Origin of the sequence: Pseudomonas sp. PONIH3 (genome assembly GCF_002934345.1) — a bacterium.
Lineage (GTDB): Bacteria > Pseudomonadota > Gammaproteobacteria > Pseudomonadales > Pseudomonadaceae > Aquipseudomonas > Aquipseudomonas soli.
Genome location: NZ_CP026386.1, coordinates 176,855 through 194,719 on the forward strand (window position 1 = coordinate 176,855; position 17,865 = coordinate 194,719).

Sequence of the window (17,865 nt, forward strand, 5' to 3'; positions counted from 1 at the left end):
GTCAGATGGATAACATTCTGTTGAATAGATACGACAACTACATCTAGGCTCTGCGCTACAAGCCTTGATCCGTGTTCATGCTGCATTGAAAATCAGGTAGCAGCGGTCGCTGGATGTGTGTCTATCGACACGGATAGAGAGCTGGCGTCGGCCTGCGATCAGGCCCGAACAGGTGGCCTGATTTACAAGGTACTCAGGGAGCTCGGGGCGACCATATTTTAAAAAACCTTTATAAATCAATGGCTGTGTGGTTTCATTTTCTGTTTTGAGGAATGAAGCCGCATGTTGAATCGTATGGGAGCTCTAGCTGGGATTGCACTGCTCTCCATCTGCATGGGGACAGCAGTCGCTGCTTCCTCCTCTGACCTGGTTGAAAAGCCAGAGTGGAAAGATTTCTTCGACGCGCAAGACACCGTTGGAACCATGGTGGTGAAAGATATGCGGGGGCGAGGGGCTGTAACCTATGTTTATAACCCGGATCGCTCTGATGTTAGGTTCACACCGGCCTCGACATTCAAGATTCCCCACACCCTCTTTGCGCTTGATGCCGGCGCCGTTTCGGACGAGTTTCAGGTTTTCAAGTGGGACGGAACGGTAAATGAGATTCCTACCCACAATGCTGATCAGAATCTAAGATCGGCAATGAGAAACTCAGCGGTCTGGGTTTATAGAGGATTTGCGGAAAAAATAGGTTCGAGAGAAGCGGCGCGATATCTCAGCCTCATTCACTACGGCAATGCGGATCCTACTGTCAAACAGCGCGACTATTGGATCAATGGCGGTCTCAAGGTTTCGGCTCGGGAGCAAGTCCACTTCCTGGAAAGCCTTTATCGAAACCAACTGCCGTTCAAGTTGGAACATCAGTTGCTGACAAAGGATGTCCTTATCGTGGGTGCCGGTCGAGACTGGATCATGCGGGCGAAAACCGGGCTGGGAGGCCAGATCGGATGGTGGGTAGGCTGGGTTGAGTTCCCTGACGGCCCTGTAATCTTTGCCCTGAACATCGATACCCCGAAGAGGATGGCCGATGCTCCCAAGAGAGAGGCGATAGGCAGGCAGGTTCTGGAGTCAATGGGGGCGCTGCCCGAGCACAGAAACTAAGCCAAACTGAAACCGCAGGGCGACCTTTTTCGTCTGAAAGACATCCCCCGGGGAGTACAGTCGTCCGGCGGTCAACTGCGCGTACGCATCCATTCATCCGCGACATCCCCCATGGTGGAGGGTGCTCCGCTCTTGATCCAGGCCATGAAGGTCCGATCGAACTTGAACGCCGCGCCGCATTCACCGAGCAGGAACTGCCGGACCTTCTGCGTATTACGGTAGTTCTTGTCGAGCAGGGTCGTGCGGGTGATAGGTCCAGCGTGCCAGTCGAAGCTCATTTCCACTACCTTGGGTGGCCAGGTTCGCTGGAGCCTAGCATCACTTATTGTTTGGCGCTTTTGCGGCGGCCGTGCCGGTTTCGCAATTCTGGATCCATCGTCACAACTCGACGCATTCAATTCGCTGGGCGGCAGGTGTACATGCAACTGCCGACGGCGCTGCTGGACGATTTTCTGGATGCGTCTCATCGGGGCACACCTCGATTGGCATCCTTGCGTAGAGCCGGAGTAAGTGATCAGTAAGCGCCTTTTTGCGCGATAGACCCTCCACGTCTGACCAATGGACATGGTCTTGAAGCGGGCAGGCTGGAATGGGAGTTGCTTGAGTCAAGCAAACCCACCAGGCGGGAGTGCAGACATGTTCCAGGATGACCTCTATTTCATGAGCTTCGTGGTGGCCGCCGTGCTGGCCTTGGATGTGGTGGCGGTTTTCGTATTCTTACAGGCCAGTGCCTGATCCCACGCTTGGGGACACGTCCCCAGAATCGGGGCCGGGCACAGAGTGCTCGGGAATTCGTCTGGGCGGGAGATCGGGCATCTGTGAGGATTGCATTCGTTCGGGGGGCTATTTTTGTTTGCGTGCTCGTTCGCGTGCTCCGCTTGTCCGCCAGCAGCGCCGACTTGCCGGGCGCTTGTAGACTCACCAGTGCTGTACGTAAATCTTACTCATAAGGAGCATGAGTCATGACACAGCAACAGGCTTTCAAAGAGGAACTGGCCGCCGATGTCCAGGTACCCCCAGGCTATACCTACCTGAGCAGCGGTCGTTGCGATGTTAAGGGCAAGGAAGGTGAGCGGGCCGGCGCTAACTTCGTCGAAGCGCAGATCCAGCAGTACAAATCCTTCATCCTCAGGACCACTGTCGGCGCGGGCACCTTCATGGTTCGCCTGGACTATTCCGGTGGCAGTGACAAGAACCTGCAGTACGTCAGCATCGATGACAGCTACTCCACCCAGGAGACCTTCAACATTCGCAGCGTTTCGATGAACAATCTGCGCGGTTTGTTCGCCGCGGGCAAGAGCTCGGCCAACCTGAGCTTCTATGTGTTCGGCAAACCTTGATCGCGATTGATTGACCTGTCCGGGCTCCGGTCGATTGAGGGCCGGAGTTCCGCGGTCATGCGCATGTGCTAGATTCCCATGCCTCACTGGCATCGCAAGGCGATGTCGGTCATGTCTGGTAGAAGGGAGCTGCGCCTTACCCATGTTCATCGAGACTCCTCGTCTTGTCCTGCGCCCTTGGGCAGAGCGGGACATCGAAGCCTTTGCCCTCGTCAACGCCGACCCCGAAGTCAGGCGCTACTACTACCCGGCAATACTGACGCCCGCTGAAACCTGCACGATGCTTGCCGAGTGCGATCGGCACCTGCAAACGCACGGTTTCGGCTTTGTCGCGGTCGAGCGCAAGGAGGATGGCGCGTTTATCGGCGGGCTTGGCTTGTCCTCGACCGGGGACGAGATACCGGGCGGCCCGCATGTCGAAATCGGCTGGATCCTCGGGCGTGAACACTGGCGCAAGGGCTACGCATTCGAGGCGGCCAGCGCGTGCCTGGCCTACGCGTGGTCGACCCTTGGGTTGCTTCAGGTCATCGGTTACACCTCGAGCATCAACACACCCTCCAGGGCATTGATGCAGAGGCTGGGCATGCGTTCGGATCCGCAGGAGGACTTCCTCGACGTGACGGTGCCTGAAGGCAATCCGTTGCGACCCCACGTGCTCTACCGGATCGACCGGCCCACCCAGGCGATATAGCGAACCGGCATACCGCACCCGTCACTCCGGGGCTAGGCTTGTAGATCGTAAGCAGACTATTAAAAAGGGTGGTGGCTGTGTGACTCTGTCCAGGGCATCCTGCTGGGGTGGTTGGAGTCTGTATGAATCGCTTGATGATGGCATTGGCCGCCAGCCTGCTGCTGGCCGGTTGCGCGCATGATCCCGATATCCGGGCCGGGCGCGACAACACCTTCGGCGTGACCGCGAAAGCCCCGCCGGATTACCTGAACTGCGTCAAGGCCGAGCTTCCCGCAAACGCGACGACCTTTATCGTGCAGAACCAGGACGCCCTCGAGCTGTTTGTCGCCAGCCTTGATCCGAACAAGGCCGACGGCCTGGTGAAGGTCCAGGGCTCCCCTGGGCGGCAACAATACTCCGCCTATCAACGCGATGCCTGGTATGACAAGGGGCGCCTGCTCGATGCCGCGCTGATGTGTTCGAGGGTATGATCGGCGCTTCGCGGGACGCTGCCGTTTGCCTCGTCCCGCGAAACGCTCTTGTCCTACTTCACTTCGGACGATTCTCATGTTGAACGGATTCAACCATCTCACCCTGGCCGTCTCCAACCTCGCCGACAGCATCGTGTTCTACCAGCAGGTACTGGGCTTCAGGCTCAGTGCTCGGTGGGAGCGGGGTGCCTATCTGAGCCTGGGCGAGCTGTGGCTGTGCCTGTCGGTCGATCAGGTAGAGGCGGGCGACCTGCAGCGCACGTACACGCACTACGCGTTTTCCATTTGCCAGGGCGACTTCGCGGCCTTCGCCCAGCGCTTGCGCGAGCACGACGTGCGCCTGTGGAAGCAGGACAGCAGCGAGGGAGACTCGCTGTACTTTCTCGACCCGGATGGCCACCAGCTCGAAGCGCATGTCGGCGATCTGCAATCGCGGCTGGCGGCCTGCCGGGTGAAACCTTATGCAGGCATGGTGTTCAACGACTGACGCAACCGCGCCATGCACAGCGCGTCGACAAACACCCCATCGCGCACACCGTAGTCGCGCAACCGGCCTTCGACCTCGAAGCCGAACTTGCGATACAGCGCCAGTGCCGGTTCGTTGTCGGCGTAGACGGTGAGCTGGACCCGGCGCAGGTTCATCCAGTTGTCGGCAATGTCGAGGATGGCCGTCATCAGCCGTGAGCCGACGCCCTTGCCTTGCCAGGCCTGGGCAACGCCCATCAGCAGTTCGCCCAGGTGCGCCTGGCGGATGCGTGTGCTCTGGTCGAGGCCGATATTGCCGATCACCTGGCCTTGGTGCACCGCCACCAGGCGGATTTGTCGGTCATGGTAGGCGGCCAGGCGCTCGCGCCACACTTCGACGCCCTGATAGGGCATCTGCAGCACCTGGCGGCACACCGCGGGTTCGTTGTAGAGCGCGGTGATACCGTGCAGGTGCTGCTCGGCAAAGCGTTCGATGACGATGTCGGGCGAGGCGTCGTTCACTGTGTTTCCGTCCTTTGAAAAACGAGTGGCGCCTCAGTGTACGGGGCGGCGCTGCGGACTGGCCAGTGGCGATGGCTGGGCAAGAAAGCGGATGCGTGGCCGCGCCGCGATGGGTACAGTGCAGCGAACGTCATCCTGCCGGAGCCTGCCATGTCCTGTGCCTTCACCCTCATGCAATCGCCTGTCGGCACCCTGACCCTGGTGGCGCGGGGCGAGCGGCTGGCCGCCGTGCTGTGGGAGCATGAGCGGGACAACCGGGTACGCCTCGGCGAGCTGCACCGCGACGACCAGCACGGCGTGCTGCGCGAGACCGCCCGCCAGCTGGGCGAGTACTTCGCCGGGCAACGCCAGCGCTTCGAGCTGGACCTGGACTTTGCCGGGACCGCGTTCCAGCGTGAGGTGTGGGCGGCGCTGTTGAGCATTCCCTTCGGCGAGACCCGTAGCTACGGCCAGATCGCCCGGCAGATCGGCAAGCCCGATGCGGTTCGGGCGGTGGGCGCGGCCAACGGCCGCAACCCGATCTCGATCATCGCGCCCTGCCACCGGGTGATCGGGGCCTCGGGCAGTCTCACTGGTTTCGCCGGTGGCTTGCCGGCCAAGCAGTATCTGCTGGCGCTGGAGGGGCGCCAGAGCCTAGGCGTCAGCTGAGCCAGGCACAGAATACCGTCAACACCAGCGCCAGCACGGTGCCGGCAAACAGGCTGTAGTGGCGGTGGGCGCGGCGGGCGTGGGCTTCGACTTCGCGCAGGTACTGCCCCGCAGGCGGGGCGTCCGGGCGATGGCGCAGGCCTTCGGCGATATCGGCCAGGCGCCCGCGAATCAGGGTGCCCACCAGGTACCAGACGCTGGCATAGCTGGCCAGGATCACCAGCGCATACTTCATGCGCCCAGCTCCAGCGGCCATGCCTGGGCAGTGCCAGTCGCCGTGTCGAGCAGCAGCAGGCCTGGCGCTGCATCACCGAGGCAGGCCAGCAGGTTGCCTTCGGCATCCCAGGCTGCGGACTGCCCGGCCCCCACGTAAATGTCCGCAGGGCCGACGCAGTTACTCATGATCACCGGCATGCGCAGCCGCCGGGCAACCTGCGGGTAGTGCGCAGCCCCTGCGCGGATGCCTTCCTCGGTCTTGACCACGCTGACCAGATAAAGGTCGGCGCCCTGGGCCTGGGCGTGCGCGGCGTGCTCGAGGAACATCGATTCATAGCAGATGGCCGGCGCCACCTGGTGGCTGCCGGCGGCGAACACCAGCGAGGTGCTGCCGGGCACGAAGTAGTCCAGTTCGTCGTCATGCAGGCGCTGCTTGGCATACACCAGCGGCGCCAGCCTCGGGCGCAATACCAGCATGCCGATGCGCACGCGGGCCATGGTCGGCATCGGCAGGCCGACCGCCGCCGTTACGCCGAAGCGATCGCACGCGGCTTGCAGCGGTACCAGTTGCGGCGAGTCGGCGGGCATGGCCAGTTGCCGGGCCAGCGTTGGTTCGTAGCCGGTCAAGGACAGTTCGGGGAACACCAGCAGTTCGGCGCCCAGGGCCGCGGCCTGTTCGATGGCGTGCAAATGATGGGCGATATTGGCGGCCACATCGCCTTTGCTCAAAGCCAGCTGTACTGCGCAGCTCTTCATGGAGTATCCGTCCTTGGCATGTCGTCGGCAGTCGAGGATACAATCGACGGCCGTTCCCTCCCAGTACCGATGTGTCGATTTCATGGACGAAAACACAATGACCCACGCCGCCACCATACCCGCCGACTCGCTGATCGCAGCGCATGCTGCTAAGGCGGGTTTTCGCCATTGCCGGGCGATTGAAATTGCGGACGACGGGCGGCCCGCCATGGCGCACTTCCTACGCCTGATGACAAGCATGCCCGGCTGGATCGACACGCTGATGGTGCTGCGCAACCGCCTGGTCGCGCTGCTCGGTCTCAAGGACCTGGGACGCTTGACCGCCATAGACCCGGCCCGCGCCCCGGGCAGCTACCAGCCCGGAGAGCGGGTGGGGATTTTCACCCTGGTTGCCAACACCGAGGATGAGGTGCTGCTGGTCGACCGCGACCAGCACCTGGACGTGCACATCGCCCTGCTGCGACGCCCGACGGCCGAGGGCCGTTGCGAGGTGCTGGTGAGCACCGTGGTGCGCACGCACAATCGGCTTGGCCGCCTGTACATGCTGCCGGTGGCACCGTTCCATCGGCTGATCGCACCCATCGCCTTGCGCCGTCTGGCGTGGTGACGCTCAAGAGGGCGGCTGGGCGAAGCGCTGGCGAAACCAGTCGCCGAGCATGGCCTTCTCCGCATACAGCCGGTCGTTGTTGCCCAGGCGGCCTGGGCGGCTGAGGTACATCTTGTCGCTCAGGTGCTCCTGGGCCTTGAGCGCGGGCTGGCCGGGCTGCTGCAGGGTGTAGTCGAGGTCGATGCTGGGCCAGGTGACTTCGCGCATGAAGCGCACATCGTAGGCCTGGCTGTGCCAGGGCTCGAACTGGCCGGCCAGGTCGATGTCGCGGATGTCGATGACCAGTTGCTGGCCGGGCCGCAAGTAGCGCTGGCCGAGTTTCTGCAGGTGCAGGGTGAGGACTTTCAGCACCTGCGGGTCGGCGCTGCGAGGGTAGGCCCGATTGTCGAGGCTGGCATCGCGGAATTTCTCGGGGTGCTCGAAACGCACCTCGACCTGCGCGGTCGAGGCGCCCTGTGCCATGCTGTCTAGTGCCAGCACCATCAGCACGGCACTGGCCAGGGTGGTTCGCATGATGCACCTCCGGGTTCGGGCGGTTTACCCGCTTATTTTACGCCGGTGCCGGAAAGAAGCAGAGGAATGATGCAATGACTGCGTTCAGGCGGATCGCCGCCAACAGCCGTGGCCGTGACCTGGCCGTGGGCGATATCCATGGGCATTTCAAGCGTTTGCGTGAATGCCTGGAGGCGGTCGGTTTCGATCCGCTGGTCGACCGTTTGTTCAGCGTCGGCGACCTGGTCGACCGTGGGCCGGGCAGCGCACAGGCGCTGCAATGGCTGGCCGAGCCCTGGTTCCATGCGGTGCAGGGCAACCACGAGTCGCTGGCGGTCAATCACCTGCGCGGCGGCCGGGTCGACCTGGACATGTACCGGGCGGCCGGCGGCGGATGGTTCCTCGATTTGCCAAAGGCCGAGCAGGTGCGTTTCGTCGAGGTGTTCGAACGCCTGCCGATCGCTTTGCAGGTCGACACGGCGGGCGGGCCGGTCGGCCTGCTGCATGCCGACAGCCCGTTCGACGACTGGGCGCAGCTGTATGCGAGCCTGCAGGCCGGGGATGACCTGCAGGTGCGCGAGGTGTGCCAGTGGTCGCGCCGGCGCCTCAAGGAGGGCGACAGCCGCCCGGTCAAGGGCCTGCGCGCCTTGCTGGTAGGCCATACACCGGTGCTGGAGATCAAGGTGCTGGGCAACGTCTGGCACCTGGACACCGGCGGCTGGAGCCGTGGTCACTTCAGCCTGCTCGAACTGGATGGCCTTAAGCCGCTCAGCGCCAAGCCAGGTGCGTGAGAACAGCGCCGGCCAGCAGGATCAACATCAAGCCCGAGGCGCGCTCGAGCCAGGGCAGGGCGCGGGCGAAGCGGCGCAGTACCCGCGGGTTGCCGATGGCCACGGCAACCGCGAGGTCCCAGGCCAGGACGATGGCGAACATCCAGATGCCATAGCCCAGCTTGGCCCAGGTACCGCTGCTGGCGATCATGCTCGCCAGGCTTGCATAGAACAGTGCGTTCTTCGGGTTGAGGATGCCCGAGGCGAAGCCCATGCCCAAACTGTTCAGCCAGCCACGCGCAGACCTTGCCACGCCAGGTTCGCGGGGCGTCAGGGTTGCTTGCCCGGCATGGCGCAGGAACAGTTGGCCGAGGTAGAGCAGGTAGCCACAGCCAGCCAGCTGGAGGGTGACGAACAGAGGGCCGCCATCGCGTAAAAAGGACACCCCGGTAAACGCCGCACAGATGAACATGCCGTTGGCCAGGGCGATCCCGGCACAGGCGCCACTGGCGAGCCGCCAGCCGGCGCTGGCCGAGGTGCGGGCCACCAGGAAAAAGTCCGGGCCGGGTGAGAGCAGGGCGAGGAAGTGGGCGGTGGCGACGAGCATGAACAGTTGCATGGGGGCGGGCTTCCTGGTGGAGGTAGCCGCAGTCTGTTGCTGGTGATGGGTGGAGTATTGAAGATTATTGCAGGGGGCCGCTGTGCGGTGATGTCAGTGCTTCAGTGCCGCCCGGTAGGCCCCAGGCGTCACCCCGACATGCGCCTTGAACACCCGCTGGAAGTGGCTCTGGTCGGCAAAGCCCAGGTTATAGGCCACCTCCGCCAGCGCCTGGCCCTGGCGCAGCAGACACCGGGCTTTGTTCACCCGCGCGTTGAGCAGGCAGGCGTGAGGGGTCATGCCGGTAGCGACGCTGAACGCCCGTATTAACTGGTAGCGCCCCATGCCGGCTTGGCGCGCCAGGCGCTCCAGGCTCAGTTCGGCCAGGTCCTGCTCCTGTGCGTGGTCCAACAGTTCGCGCAGTGTCGACGGCGGCAATGGTGGCGCCGCCAGCAAGGCCGGGTGCATGGAGAAATCATGTTCGCCGATGAAGGCCACCAACGCAGCCTCTTTCTCGAAGGTTGCCGCCGGTGAAAACAGCAACCTGTTCAGCGCGCAGAACTGCAGGTACAGCGCCTGTGAGCGAGTGACCCGGGCCACGGCACCGGGCTCGCCTGCGGCAACGCCGGATTCGAGGCGTAGCTGACGCAGCCACTCGGCATCCAGGTGCAGCATCTGGTAACTCCAGGCCTGACCCGGTTGCGGGTTGCAGGCATGCACCCGCTGCGCCGGCACGAACACCAGGGTACCCGGCGTCAAGCGCTCCTCACCGCTGGCGGCGCCGGTGAAGCGGCTGCTGCCGGCATCCACTGCGCCGATGGAAAAGCTGGGGTGGCTATGAGCCTTGTAGCAGGCGCGGCTATGGCAAGCGCGCCGGCTCTCGACGTACGGCATGGCCGGGTCGTACCAGATTTCGCTGCTCGGGCGGGTCATGGCGAGGTGCCTTGAGACGGACGGAGGGCGCCAGTCTAGCGTCTGGTCGCTGTTACGGCCATTTGCCGCGCCACTGTGCTTGACGGGCCTGCCCGCCAGGCGCGACGCTGCACCGGTCCCTGCCGGAGAACAAGAATGGACCTGTCGAGCCTGCTGCTGTTCATCCCCGCCTGTTTCGCTCTGAACATGGCGCCGGGCCCCAACAACCTGCTGTCCCTGCACAATGCCAGCCGCTATGGCCTGCGCACCGCTTGTGTGGCCGGTGCCGGGCGCCTGCTCGCCTTCAGCGGCATGATCGCCCTGGCCGCGATGGGCCTGGCCGTGGTGCTGCACACCAGCGAGTACCTGTTCCTGGCGATCAAGGTGCTGGGCGCGGCTTACCTGTTCTATATCGCCTGGCAGCTGTGGCGGGCACCGGTTGGCGAGGCGGCGGTGGCCGGCGAGCAACCTCGCGGCACCTGGAAACTGGCGCGCCAGGAGTTCTGGGTGGCGGCGGGCAATCCCAAGGCAATACTCATCTTCACCGCGTTCCTGCCGCAGTTCGTCACCGTGGGCAGCGCCACCCCGGTCAGTGAACAGTTCCTGCGCCTGGGCGTGCTGTTCCTGTTGCTGGAGTGGGCGGCCATCGCCATCTATGCCGGGCTTGGCGCGTACCTGCAGCGCTGGTTCGCACGGCCCGGGCCACGGCGCATGTTCAACCGGGTCAGCGCCTCGCTGCTGGGGTGCGCGGGGCTTGGCCTGCTGGCGGCCCGTCGCTGATCCGCTGTTTTCCATCGCAGCTGAGTATTGCCGCGCTTTGCGCTTGCTGAGACCTTTCCATGTTTCTGCCCGGAGCTTTTTCGCCGGGTGACAGGCGGTGGGTCTATCCCGGGAGCGTGGTGTGAAGTGGTGGAGCAAGGCAGGTCGGCAAGACCCGCGGATCAAGGAGCTGAACGTCGCCCTGGAGCATTCCCGTTCACAGTTGGCGGCATCTGAGCAGCGCGTCCGCGAGGCGGAATCGAGGGCTGAGGAACTGGCGCGAGAGAACCAGGTGCTCGGGCACCTGGCCGGCAACCTCTCGGCGTTCTCGCATTCCCTGGAAATGACCCAGACGTCGTTCGCCAGCCTCGCCCACAGCATGGAGCAGGAAAGACAGTACGCCATCCGCATCCAGGGCATTGCCAGCAGCAACCAGGCCAGCATTGATGCCATCGCGACCAACCTCGAGCAGCTGGCCGATGCCTCCGGCGAGGCGTCGGAGAAGGTCGGCAGGCTCGATCATCAGGCCCAGCAGGTTGGCGGTGTGCTGGAGATCATCCGCGAGGTGGCAGACCAGACCAACCTGCTGGCCCTGAACGCGGCCATCGAGGCGGCGCGGGCGGGCGATGCCGGGCGCGGCTTTGCCGTGGTGGCCGATGAGGTCAGGACCCTGGCCAGGCGCACAGCCGACGCCACCGCCGAGATCGGCACGCTGGTCTCGGCCATTCGTGCCGACAGTGCGCAAAGCCGAGGACATATCGCCAGCCTGGCCGAGCATTCGTCGTCATACAGCGGGGTCGGCCAGTCCGCGGCCAGTACCATGCGCCAGTTGCTCGACATGTCAACGGTGGCCGAAGGATCGGCATCGGTGTCGGCGCTGCGCAGCTTCTGCGAGCTGGCCAAGCTCGATCACCTGATCTACAAGTTCCGCGTCTACAAGGTGCTGTTCGGCGTTTCGCAGGAGCGCGGTTCGGACTTTACCGACCATACCCACTGTCGCCTGGGCAAGTGGTATCGCGAGGGGGACGGGGCGCTGCACTATGCGCATCTTGCCGGGTACAAGGATATCGACGCGCCCCATGCCGCCGTGCACCGCTGCGCATTCGACGCCATCGATGCCCATGCCAGCGGCGATACCGCAGCAATGCTCAAGGCGGTGGCCGAGATGGAAAGTGCCAGCCTTGCCGTGCAGGAGGGTTTGGAGCGCGTGGTCGCCAGTGGCGAGCAATCGCCTGCGTTGTTGCAGAGACGGCGCGAGAGCGAGGCTCAGTCGCGATAGAACGTTTGCACCAGGTGATAGCCGAACTTGCTCTTGATCGGTCCGTGTACCACCCGCAGGGGCTTCTTGAAGATCACCTGGTCGATGGCGCCGACCATCTGCCCCGGACGTATTTCACCCAGGTCGCCGCCGCGCTTGCCGGACGGGCAGGTGGAAAATTTCTTCGCCAGCACGTCGAAAGCCTCGCCGTTGGCGATGCGCTGCTTGAGCTTTTCGGCTTCGTCAGCGGTCTTGACCAGGATGTGGCGGGCTTGGGCTTTCATCGGGTTACCTGTGCTTCGGGGCAAAAGGGCGACATTATGCCTGATGTCGCCCTCAGCGTAACGCCGGGCGGTCGCGGAACTGCTCCAGCGCCTCGGGGTTGGCCAGCGCGTCGGTGTTCTTCACCGGCCGGCCATGCACCACGTCGCGGATCGCCAGCTCCACCAGCTTGCCGCTGAGGGTGCGCGGGATGTCGCTGACCTGGACGATCACCGCCGGCACATGGCGCGGTGTGGTGAACTGGCGAATCACCTGACGGATACGCAGGCTGAGCGCCTCGTCGAGCTGCAGACCGTCGCGCAGGCGCACGAACAGCACCACGCGCACATCGTTATTCCAGTCCTGGCCGATGGCCACGCTCTCCAGTACCTCCTCGACCTTTTCCACCTGGCGGTAGATCTCGGCGGTGCCGATACGCACGCCGCCGGGATTGAGCACGGCGTCGGAGCGGCCATGGATGATCAGCCCGCTGCCAGGCACCTGCTCGGCGTAGTCGCCCTGGCACCAGACACCTTCGAACTGGCTGAAGTAGGCGTCACGGTAGCGCTGGCCGTCAGCGTCGCCCCAGAAGCCGAGCGGCATCGAGGGGAAGGGATGGATGCAGACCAGCTCGCCTTTCGCGCCGCTGACCGGCTGGCGTTGTTCATCCCAGACTTCCACCGCCATGCCCAGGCCCTTGCCGGAGATCTCGCCACGACGCACCGGCAGCAGCGGGTTGCCGGCCACGAAGCAGGCGACGATATCGGTGCCACCGGACATCGAGGCCAGGCACACGTCGGCCTTTATCTTGGCGTAGACATAGTCGTAGCTGTGGGGCGACAACGGCGAGCCGGTGCAGAGGATCAGGCGCAGGCTGCCCAGGCCATGGGATTTCGCCGGCTCCACAGCGGCCTGCTCCAGGGCGGCGAGGTACTTGGGGCTGGTGCCGAAGGCGCGGATGCCTTCGGCATCGATCAGGTCGAGCAAACGCTCGGGCCCGGGGTGAAGCGGCGAGCCGTCATACAGCACCAGGGTAGCGCCGACCGCCAGTCCGCTGGCCAGCCAGTTCCACATCATCCAGCCACAGGTGGTGTAGTAGAACAGCACATCGTCGGCCTTGAGGTCGTTGTGCAGGCCGTGTTCCTTGAGGTGCTGCAACAGCACGCCGCCAGCGCGGTGGACGATGCACTTGGGCACGCCGGTGGTGCCGCTGGAATACAGGATATACAGCGGATGATCGAAGGGCTGCGCGGCGAAGGTCGGCGTCCCGCCGGGCGTAAAGTAATCGGCCCACAGGGCCGTCGGCTTGCCGGTGAACTCATCGGCGCGGGTCTGCGGCCGGGTATGCGGCACCACCAGCAACTGCTCGATGCTCGGTAGCTGGGCCACGACCTGGTTGATCTTCTCCACCTGGTCGATGACCTTGCCGGCATATTGATAACCGGCGCAAACCACCAGCAGCCGAGGGGCGATCTGGCCGAAGCGGTCGATGATGCCGTGGCTGCCAAAGTCCGGCGAGCAGCTGGACCAGACCGCGCCGAGGCTGGTGGCGGCGAGCATGGCCACCAGGGTTTCCCAGGTGTTGGGCATGACCGCGGCGATACGATCGCCCGGCGCGATGCCGGCCTGGCGAAAAGCCTGCTGCAAGCCGGCGACCTGCGCGGCCAGTTGATTGTGGGTGAGGCTGTGGCGGCCGCCGTCCTCGCGCACGGCCACCACGGCCGGACGGTCATCGCGGCGCTGCAGCAGGTGTTCGGCGAAATTCAGGGTGGCGCCGCGGAACCAGCGCGCGTCGGCCATGTGTTCGCCTTCCTCGAGGATGCTCGATGGCGGCGTGTGCCACTGCACATGGAAGTACTCGGCGAGGGTCTGCCAGAACTGCGGGCGCTGCTCGATGCTCCAGCGGTGCAGGGCGGCGTAGTCGTCGAGCTGAAGGTTGAAACGCCGGTTGACGCGACGACGGAAGGCGTCCATCCGGCTGGCTTCGATCTGGGTGGTGGTGGGGCGCCAGAGTACGTCTTTCATGCGGAAGTCTCGGTCAGGGCTGAGAGTCTTGTCGCGGTGCGAGCCCGCTCCGCTACAGGAACGGGCTTGTCTTGTTCCACTCTAGCCTTTACTGGGCGAGCCAACCGCCATCGACGTTCCAGGCGGCGCCACGGACCTGGCTGCCGGCCTCGCTGCACAGGAACAGCACCAGTTCGCCGAGGTGGCGAGGGGTGACGAAGGCGAGGGAGGGCTGCTTCTCGGCCAGCAGGTCGTGTTGCGCCTGCTGCGCATCGCCACTGCCGGCGGCGCGGTCGTCAATCTGCTTCTGCACCAGCGGCGTCAGTACCCACCCCGGGCAGATGGCGTTGCAGGTGACGTTGCTGGTGGCGGTCTCCAGGCCGATCACCTTGGTCAGGCCGACCACGCCATGCTTGGCGGCCACGTAGGCGGCCTTGCCGGTGGAACCGACCAGGCCGTGCACCGAGGCGATATTGACGATCCGCCCCCAGCCACGCGCGCGCATGCCCGGCAACACCAGGCGGCTGCCATGGAACACCGCCGAGAGGTTCAGGGCGATGATCTTGTCCCAGGCCTCCACCGGAAACTGCTCGACCGGTGCCACATGCTGGATGCCGGCATTGTTGACGAGGATGTCGACCGCGCCGAACTCGCGCTCGGCCAGGGCGAACATTTGCTCGATTTGTGCGACGTCGGACAGATCGGCCGGATGATGGGCGACCTTGACCCCGAACCGCCTGATCTCGGCGATGGCCGCGGCCGGGTCGCCGAAACCGTTGAGCAGGATATCGGCGCCGGCCTCGGCCAGCACTTGGGCTATTCCCAAGCCGATGCCGCTGGTGGAACCGGTGACCAGTGCGGTCTTGCCTTTGAGCGTCATGCTTTTCTCCTTCATACGATGCCGGTGGCGTAGAACGTGGCGATGACCACGAACACGGCCAGGGTCTTGATCAGGGTAATACCGAAAATGTCCTTGTAGGCTTCGCGGTGGGTCAACCCGGTGACCGCCAGCAAGGTGATCACCGCGCCGTTGTGCGGTAGGGTGTCCATGCCGCCGCTGGCCATGGCGGCGACCCGGTGCAGCACCTCCAGCGGGATGTTGGCGGCGTTGGCGGCGGCGATGAAACTGTCGCTCATGGCTGCCAGGGCGATGCTCATGCCGCCGGAGGCGGAGCCGGTGATGCCGGCAAGCAGGGTGACGGTGATGGCTTCGTTGACCAGCGGGTTGGGGATGCCGCGCAGGGCGTCGGCCAGTACCAGGAAACCAGGCAGCGAGGCGATCACGGCGCCGAAGCCGTATTCCGAGGCCGTGTTCATCGCTGCCAGCAAGGCGCCGCTCACCGCGCTCTTGGTGCCTTCGGCCAGGCGCTGGCGAATGGTGCCGAAGGCGCACACCAGCACCATCAGGATGCCCACCAGCAACGCCGCCTGCACCGCCCAGATCGCCGTGAGCTTGGCCACGTCGCTCTGCACCGGCGCGGCCATGCCCGGCAGTTGCAGGGTGTGGCTGGTGCCGTACCAATGCGGGATCCAGTGGGTGAACAGCAGGTTCATCACGCCTACCAGAAGCAGCGGCGCCAGGGCCAGCCAGGGATTGGGCAGGGCGATGTCGTCGGCGGTCTCCGGTTCGTTGCGCAGGTTGCTGCCATAACCTTCGCCCTTGCGCTGGGCCTTGTTGCGCTGGCGTTGCAGGTAGAGCATGCCGGCGCTGAACACGAACAACGTGCCGATCAGGCCCAGCCAGGGCGCGGCCCAGGCGGTGGTGTTGAAGAATGTGCTGGGGATGATGTTCTGGATCTGCGGAGTGCCGGGCAGGGCGTCCATGGTGAAGGAGAACGCGCCCAGGGCGATGGTCGCCGGGATCAGCCGCTTGGGGATGTCGCTCTGGCGGAACATCTCGGCGGCGAATGGGTATACCGCGAACACCACAACGAACAGCGACACGCCGCCGTAGGTGAGCAGGGCGCAGACCAGCACGATCACCAGCATGGCCTGGCGGGTGCCGAGCAGGCGGATGGCGGCGGCGACGATCGAGCGCGAGAAGCCCGACAGCTCGATCAGCTTTCCGAACACCGCGCCTAGCAGGAACACCGGGAAGTAGAGCTTGATGAAGCCGACCATTTTCTCCATGAACACCCCGGTGAAGGCCGGGGCCACGGCGGCGGGGTCGGTGAGCAGCACCGCGCCGAGGGCGGCGATGGGGGCGAAGAGGATCACGCTGTAGCCGCGGTATGCAGCGAGCATCAGCAGGGCCAGGGCGGCCAGGGCGATGAGCACGGTCATCCTAAGGGGATCTCCAACTGTTGTTTTTATGGTTGGAATGCAGATAGCGGAAATCGTGCCAAGTTACTAAGTCATTGAATTTATTGAGTTTTATTATTTATCTGAAGCTCAGTGTCTCTGATTTGAGAAAGTGGGGTCGCGCCGCGATCCATCGCCGGCTTCCACAGTTGATCGCGGTACGCCCCTGTGGGAGCCGGCTTGCCGGCGAAAGAGGGCGCAGCCCTGGACGGATCTCGGTAATGAGATGCGAGTCTCGTTATTGAGACTCGATTTCCAGAATCGCCATCTTCTTGTACAGCGTGGACCGTCCCAAGCCCAATGCCTGCGCCGCCTCCGGCACGTTTCCGGCGCTGCGCGCCAAGGCATCGATAATCAATCCTCGCTCGAACTGGGCACATGCCTGGCGGTAATCCAGCGCTGGCGCGGCCAATGCCACCGGGCTCAACGGCCCCAGTGCGTTCGCCAGGTCATGCACGCCCAGTCGCGGCTGGTCCGCCAGCAGGGTCGCCCGCTCCAGCACGTTGCGCAGCTCACGGATATTTCCTGGCCAGGCATGGCGCCGCAACAACGCCTGGGCCTCGGCCTCCAGCTCGTACTGGCTGCCCAGTTCGGCGAGGATCGCCTCGCACAGCGCCGGCAGGTCCTCCAGGCGTTCGCGCAGCGGCGGCACCTGAACCGGCAGCACGTTCAGCCGGTAGTACAGGTCGGCGCGGAACGCACCCCGGGCCATGGCCGCCTGCAGGTCGATGGAGGTAGCGGCGATGATCCGCACGTCGCTGCGCAGCATCTGGTTGCTGCCCACCGGCTCGTATTCCTTTTCCTGCAGCACGCGCAACAGCTTGCTTTGCAGGGTCAGCGGCATGTCGCCGATCTCGTCGAGGAACAGCGTGCCACCCTCGGCCAGTTGCAGCTTGCCGCTGCGCCCCTTGCGGTCGGCGCCGGTGAAGGCGCCTGGGGCGGTGCCGAAGAACTCGGCTTCGAGCAACGCTTCGGGGATCGCCGCGCTGTTGATGCTGACAAAGGCCTTGTGCGCGCGGGCCGAGGCGGCATGGATGGCGTGGGCCAGCAGTTCCTTGCCGGTGCCGGTCTCGCCCAGCAACAGTACCGGCGAGTCGCTGCCGGCCCCACGCCGGGCGCGGCGCTTGGCCTCGAGGCAGGCGGGGCTGCTGCCGACGAACTGGGCGAAGCTGTAGCGGGCCTGGCGCGCGCGCAGTTGCGAGCGGGTCGAGGCCAGCTCCTGCTGCATGCTGGCGTAGCGCTTGAGCAGCGGCGACAGGCTGCGCAGCTCGTCGAACAGGGCGAAGCCGATGGCGCCGATCAGCGCGCCCTGGTCGTCGTGGATCGGCAGGCGCATCACCACCAGCGGTTCGTTCGGCGTGTCGAGCATGTCCAGCAGGATCGGCTTGCCGTTGCTCACCACCTCGCGCATCAGGCTACCGGGGATCACCGTCTCGCACGGTTTGCCGATGGCGCTGGCGGCGTCCTCCAGGCCGAAGCGGCGGGCATAGCGCTCGTTCATCCAGACGATGCGCGCCTGGCGGTCGACGATCACCGTGCCTTCGCTGGACTGCTCGATGATCTCGAACAGCGAGCGTATGGCCAGTTGGCGAACCTGGGGGTAGTCCTTGAGGTTGTCGTGCATGTATTGGCCTTGGGTTGGACGTGAAGGCCTCATCGCCGGCAAGCCGGCTCCAGAGATAGCGCGAACCCTG

At 64.4% G+C, this 17,865-nt stretch carries 22 protein-coding genes and 1 pseudogene; 11 read left to right on the top strand and 12 right to left on the bottom strand.

From position 1 onward, the window contains the following. Nucleotides 1-282 precede the first annotated feature (282 nt). On the top strand, nucleotides 283-1,101 hold the full coding sequence (blaOXA, locus tag C3F42_RS00755; RefSeq protein ID WP_094009993.1) for a class D beta-lactamase: 819 nt from the start codon (nucleotides 283-285) through the stop codon (nucleotides 1,099-1,101). Nucleotides 1,102-1,172: 71 nt separating this feature from the next. Here blaOXA and C3F42_RS00760 read toward each other — a convergent pair whose 3' ends face one another. Then, on the bottom strand, nucleotides 1,173-1,379 hold the full coding sequence (locus tag C3F42_RS00760) for a DUF6434 domain-containing protein (RefSeq protein ID WP_094009992.1): 207 nt from the start codon (nucleotides 1,377-1,379) through the stop codon (nucleotides 1,173-1,175). Nucleotides 1,380-2,063: 684 nt separating this feature from the next. Here C3F42_RS00760 and C3F42_RS00765 point away from each other — a divergent pair. The 4 genes from C3F42_RS00765 to fos all read left to right on the top strand — a co-directional run bounded on the left by C3F42_RS00765 (nucleotide 2,064) and on the right by fos (nucleotide 4,089). Continuing rightward, nucleotides 2,064-2,441 (top strand): hypothetical protein, encoded by a 378-nt coding sequence (locus C3F42_RS00765; RefSeq protein ID WP_094009991.1) that lies wholly within the window; start codon nucleotides 2,064-2,066, stop codon nucleotides 2,439-2,441. Nucleotides 2,442-2,583: 142 nt separating this feature from the next. Then, entirely contained in the window at nucleotides 2,584-3,132 is a 549-nt protein-coding gene (locus tag C3F42_RS00770; protein WP_094009990.1) for a GNAT family N-acetyltransferase, read from the top strand. 122 nt (nucleotides 3,133-3,254) lie between these two features. Continuing rightward, entirely contained in the window at nucleotides 3,255-3,602 is a 348-nt protein-coding gene (locus tag C3F42_RS00775) for a hypothetical protein (protein ID WP_023629951.1), read from the top strand. Nucleotides 3,603-3,678: 76 nt separating this feature from the next. Further along, on the top strand, nucleotides 3,679-4,089 hold the full coding sequence (gene fos / locus C3F42_RS00780; protein WP_104443796.1) for a fosfomycin resistance glutathione transferase: 411 nt from the start codon (nucleotides 3,679-3,681) through the stop codon (nucleotides 4,087-4,089). Here the strand turns inward: fos and C3F42_RS00785 are convergent. Then, the gene (locus C3F42_RS00785) at nucleotides 4,062-4,589 is read right to left on the bottom strand and encodes a GNAT family N-acetyltransferase (RefSeq protein WP_104443797.1); all 528 of its coding nucleotides are present in this window, start codon (nucleotides 4,587-4,589) and stop codon (nucleotides 4,062-4,064) included. The genes fos and C3F42_RS00785 overlap by 28 nt on opposite strands. A 150-nt stretch (nucleotides 4,590-4,739) precedes the next feature. Here C3F42_RS00785 and C3F42_RS00790 point away from each other — a divergent pair, with 150 nt between their 5' ends. Then, nucleotides 4,740-5,237, top strand: coding sequence for a methylated-DNA--[protein]-cysteine S-methyltransferase (locus C3F42_RS00790; RefSeq protein WP_094010351.1), 498 nt, complete (start codon nucleotides 4,740-4,742; stop codon nucleotides 5,235-5,237). On the opposite strand, the gene C3F42_RS00795 is transcribed toward C3F42_RS00790, so the two are convergent. Both C3F42_RS00795 and C3F42_RS00800 read right to left on the bottom strand, forming a co-directional pair. Further along, complete coding sequence (locus C3F42_RS00795) at nucleotides 5,230-5,472, bottom strand: hypothetical protein (protein ID WP_038706186.1); 243 nt, start codon at nucleotides 5,470-5,472, stop codon at nucleotides 5,230-5,232. The genes C3F42_RS00790 and C3F42_RS00795 overlap by 8 nt on opposite strands. Further along, on the bottom strand, nucleotides 5,469-6,209 hold the full coding sequence (locus tag C3F42_RS00800) for a carbon-nitrogen hydrolase family protein (RefSeq protein ID WP_104443798.1): 741 nt from the start codon (nucleotides 6,207-6,209) through the stop codon (nucleotides 5,469-5,471). Before C3F42_RS00800 ends, C3F42_RS00795 begins: the two co-directional genes overlap by 4 nt. 82 nt (nucleotides 6,210-6,291) lie before the next feature. On the opposite strand from C3F42_RS00800, the gene C3F42_RS00805 reads away from it, so the two are divergent. After that, nucleotides 6,292-6,816 carry a DUF2867 domain-containing protein gene (locus C3F42_RS00805; RefSeq protein ID WP_232888138.1) on the top strand — a complete coding sequence of 175 codons (525 nt, stop codon included), beginning with the start codon at nucleotides 6,292-6,294 and terminating at the stop codon, nucleotides 6,814-6,816. A gap of 3 nt (nucleotides 6,817-6,819) precedes the next feature. Here C3F42_RS00805 and C3F42_RS00810 read toward each other — a convergent pair whose 3' ends face one another. Beyond that, entirely contained in the window at nucleotides 6,820-7,329 is a 510-nt protein-coding gene (locus C3F42_RS00810; protein WP_094009987.1) for a DUF3016 domain-containing protein, read from the bottom strand. Nucleotides 7,330-7,403: 74 nt separating this feature from the next. Here C3F42_RS00810 and C3F42_RS00815 point away from each other — a divergent pair, with 74 nt between their 5' ends. Beyond that, complete coding sequence (locus tag C3F42_RS00815) at nucleotides 7,404-8,099, top strand: metallophosphoesterase (protein ID WP_104443799.1); 696 nt, start codon at nucleotides 7,404-7,406, stop codon at nucleotides 8,097-8,099. Here the strand turns inward: C3F42_RS00815 and C3F42_RS00820 are convergent. Together C3F42_RS00820 and C3F42_RS00825 are read right to left on the bottom strand one after the other, a co-directional pair. Further along, entirely contained in the window at nucleotides 8,077-8,697 is a 621-nt protein-coding gene (locus C3F42_RS00820; protein WP_104443800.1) for a LysE family translocator, read from the bottom strand. The genes C3F42_RS00815 and C3F42_RS00820 overlap by 23 nt on opposite strands. Nucleotides 8,698-8,790: 93 nt before the next feature. Then, nucleotides 8,791-9,609 carry an AraC family transcriptional regulator gene (locus tag C3F42_RS00825; RefSeq protein WP_104443801.1) on the bottom strand — a complete coding sequence of 273 codons (819 nt, stop codon included), beginning with the start codon at nucleotides 9,607-9,609 and terminating at the stop codon, nucleotides 8,791-8,793. 135 nt (nucleotides 9,610-9,744) lie between these two features. Here C3F42_RS00825 and C3F42_RS00830 point away from each other — a divergent pair, with 135 nt between their 5' ends. The 3 genes and pseudogenes from C3F42_RS00830 (at nucleotide 9,745) to C3F42_RS30120 (ending at nucleotide 11,626) form a co-directional block, all read left to right on the top strand. Beyond that, entirely contained in the window at nucleotides 9,745-10,368 is a 624-nt protein-coding gene (locus C3F42_RS00830; RefSeq protein ID WP_104443802.1) for a LysE family translocator, read from the top strand. A 523-nt stretch (nucleotides 10,369-10,891) separates the two neighbouring features. Further along, nucleotides 10,892-11,131 (top strand): annotated as a pseudogene (locus tag C3F42_RS30115) (methyl-accepting chemotaxis protein); the annotation flags it as partial. Between the two features lie 54 nt (nucleotides 11,132-11,185). Beyond that, entirely contained in the window at nucleotides 11,186-11,626 is a 441-nt protein-coding gene (locus C3F42_RS30120; protein ID WP_232888159.1) for a CZB domain-containing protein, read from the top strand. On the opposite strand, the gene C3F42_RS00840 is transcribed toward C3F42_RS30120, so the two are convergent. The 5 genes from C3F42_RS00840 to C3F42_RS00860 all read right to left on the bottom strand — a co-directional run bounded on the left by C3F42_RS00840 (nucleotide 11,614) and on the right by C3F42_RS00860 (nucleotide 17,795). Then, nucleotides 11,614-11,889, bottom strand: a complete 276-nt coding sequence (locus tag C3F42_RS00840; RefSeq protein WP_013972552.1) for a peptidylprolyl isomerase — start codon at nucleotides 11,887-11,889, stop codon at nucleotides 11,614-11,616. The two genes, C3F42_RS30120 and C3F42_RS00840, sit on opposite strands and share 13 nt — an antisense overlap. 52 nt (nucleotides 11,890-11,941) lie before the next feature. Next, nucleotides 11,942-13,891 (bottom strand): acetoacetate--CoA ligase, encoded by a 1,950-nt coding sequence (locus C3F42_RS00845; protein WP_104443803.1) that lies wholly within the window; start codon nucleotides 13,889-13,891, stop codon nucleotides 11,942-11,944. A gap of 88 nt (nucleotides 13,892-13,979) precedes the next feature. Next, nucleotides 13,980-14,750 (bottom strand): 3-hydroxybutyrate dehydrogenase, encoded by a 771-nt coding sequence (gene hbdH / locus C3F42_RS00850; RefSeq protein WP_104443804.1) that lies wholly within the window; start codon nucleotides 14,748-14,750, stop codon nucleotides 13,980-13,982. A gap of 11 nt (nucleotides 14,751-14,761) precedes the next feature. Further along, complete coding sequence (locus C3F42_RS00855) at nucleotides 14,762-16,153, bottom strand: GntP family permease (protein WP_038706178.1); 1,392 nt, start codon at nucleotides 16,151-16,153, stop codon at nucleotides 14,762-14,764. Between the two features lie 256 nt (nucleotides 16,154-16,409). Then, the gene (locus C3F42_RS00860; RefSeq protein ID WP_104443805.1) at nucleotides 16,410-17,795 is read right to left on the bottom strand and encodes a sigma-54-dependent Fis family transcriptional regulator; all 1,386 of its coding nucleotides are present in this window, start codon (nucleotides 17,793-17,795) and stop codon (nucleotides 16,410-16,412) included. Between the last annotated feature and the right edge of the window lie 70 nt (nucleotides 17,796-17,865).

What these genes read in the sequence shown, in the direction of transcription:
- blaOXA (WP_094009993.1), top strand. Translation starts at nt 283, where the DNA reads ATGTTGAATCGTATGGGAGCTCTAGCTGGGATTGCACTGCTCTCCATC.
- C3F42_RS00760 (WP_094009992.1), bottom strand. Translation starts at nt 1,379, where the DNA reads ATGAGCTTCGACTGGCACGCTGGACCTATCACCCGCACGACCCTGCTC.
- C3F42_RS00765 (WP_094009991.1), top strand. Translation starts at nt 2,064, where the DNA reads ATGACACAGCAACAGGCTTTCAAAGAGGAACTGGCCGCCGATGTCCAG.
- C3F42_RS00770 (WP_094009990.1), top strand. Translation starts at nt 2,584, where the DNA reads ATGTTCATCGAGACTCCTCGTCTTGTCCTGCGCCCTTGGGCAGAGCGG.
- C3F42_RS00775 (WP_023629951.1), top strand. Translation starts at nt 3,255, where the DNA reads ATGAATCGCTTGATGATGGCATTGGCCGCCAGCCTGCTGCTGGCCGGT.
- fos (WP_104443796.1), top strand. Translation starts at nt 3,679, where the DNA reads ATGTTGAACGGATTCAACCATCTCACCCTGGCCGTCTCCAACCTCGCC.
- C3F42_RS00790 (WP_094010351.1), top strand. Translation starts at nt 4,740, where the DNA reads ATGTCCTGTGCCTTCACCCTCATGCAATCGCCTGTCGGCACCCTGACC.
- C3F42_RS00795 (WP_038706186.1), bottom strand. Translation starts at nt 5,472, where the DNA reads ATGAAGTATGCGCTGGTGATCCTGGCCAGCTATGCCAGCGTCTGGTAC.
- C3F42_RS00800 (WP_104443798.1), bottom strand. Translation starts at nt 6,209, where the DNA reads ATGAAGAGCTGCGCAGTACAGCTGGCTTTGAGCAAAGGCGATGTGGCC.
- C3F42_RS00805 (WP_232888138.1), top strand. Translation starts at nt 6,292, where the DNA reads ATGGACGAAAACACAATGACCCACGCCGCCACCATACCCGCCGACTCG.
- C3F42_RS00810 (WP_094009987.1), bottom strand. Translation starts at nt 7,329, where the DNA reads ATGCGAACCACCCTGGCCAGTGCCGTGCTGATGGTGCTGGCACTAGAC.
- C3F42_RS00815 (WP_104443799.1), top strand. Translation starts at nt 7,404, where the DNA reads ATGACTGCGTTCAGGCGGATCGCCGCCAACAGCCGTGGCCGTGACCTG.
- C3F42_RS00820 (WP_104443800.1), bottom strand. Translation starts at nt 8,697, where the DNA reads ATGCAACTGTTCATGCTCGTCGCCACCGCCCACTTCCTCGCCCTGCTC.
- C3F42_RS00825 (WP_104443801.1), bottom strand. Translation starts at nt 9,609, where the DNA reads ATGACCCGCCCGAGCAGCGAAATCTGGTACGACCCGGCCATGCCGTAC.
- C3F42_RS00830 (WP_104443802.1), top strand. Translation starts at nt 9,745, where the DNA reads ATGGACCTGTCGAGCCTGCTGCTGTTCATCCCCGCCTGTTTCGCTCTG.
- C3F42_RS30120 (WP_232888159.1), top strand. Translation starts at nt 11,186, where the DNA reads ATGTCAACGGTGGCCGAAGGATCGGCATCGGTGTCGGCGCTGCGCAGC.
- C3F42_RS00840 (WP_013972552.1), bottom strand. Translation starts at nt 11,889, where the DNA reads ATGAAAGCCCAAGCCCGCCACATCCTGGTCAAGACCGCTGACGAAGCC.
- C3F42_RS00845 (WP_104443803.1), bottom strand. Translation starts at nt 13,891, where the DNA reads ATGAAAGACGTACTCTGGCGCCCCACCACCACCCAGATCGAAGCCAGC.
- hbdH (WP_104443804.1), bottom strand. Translation starts at nt 14,750, where the DNA reads ATGACGCTCAAAGGCAAGACCGCACTGGTCACCGGTTCCACCAGCGGC.
- C3F42_RS00855 (WP_038706178.1), bottom strand. Translation starts at nt 16,153, where the DNA reads ATGACCGTGCTCATCGCCCTGGCCGCCCTGGCCCTGCTGATGCTCGCT.
- C3F42_RS00860 (WP_104443805.1), bottom strand. Translation starts at nt 17,795, where the DNA reads ATGCACGACAACCTCAAGGACTACCCCCAGGTTCGCCAACTGGCCATA.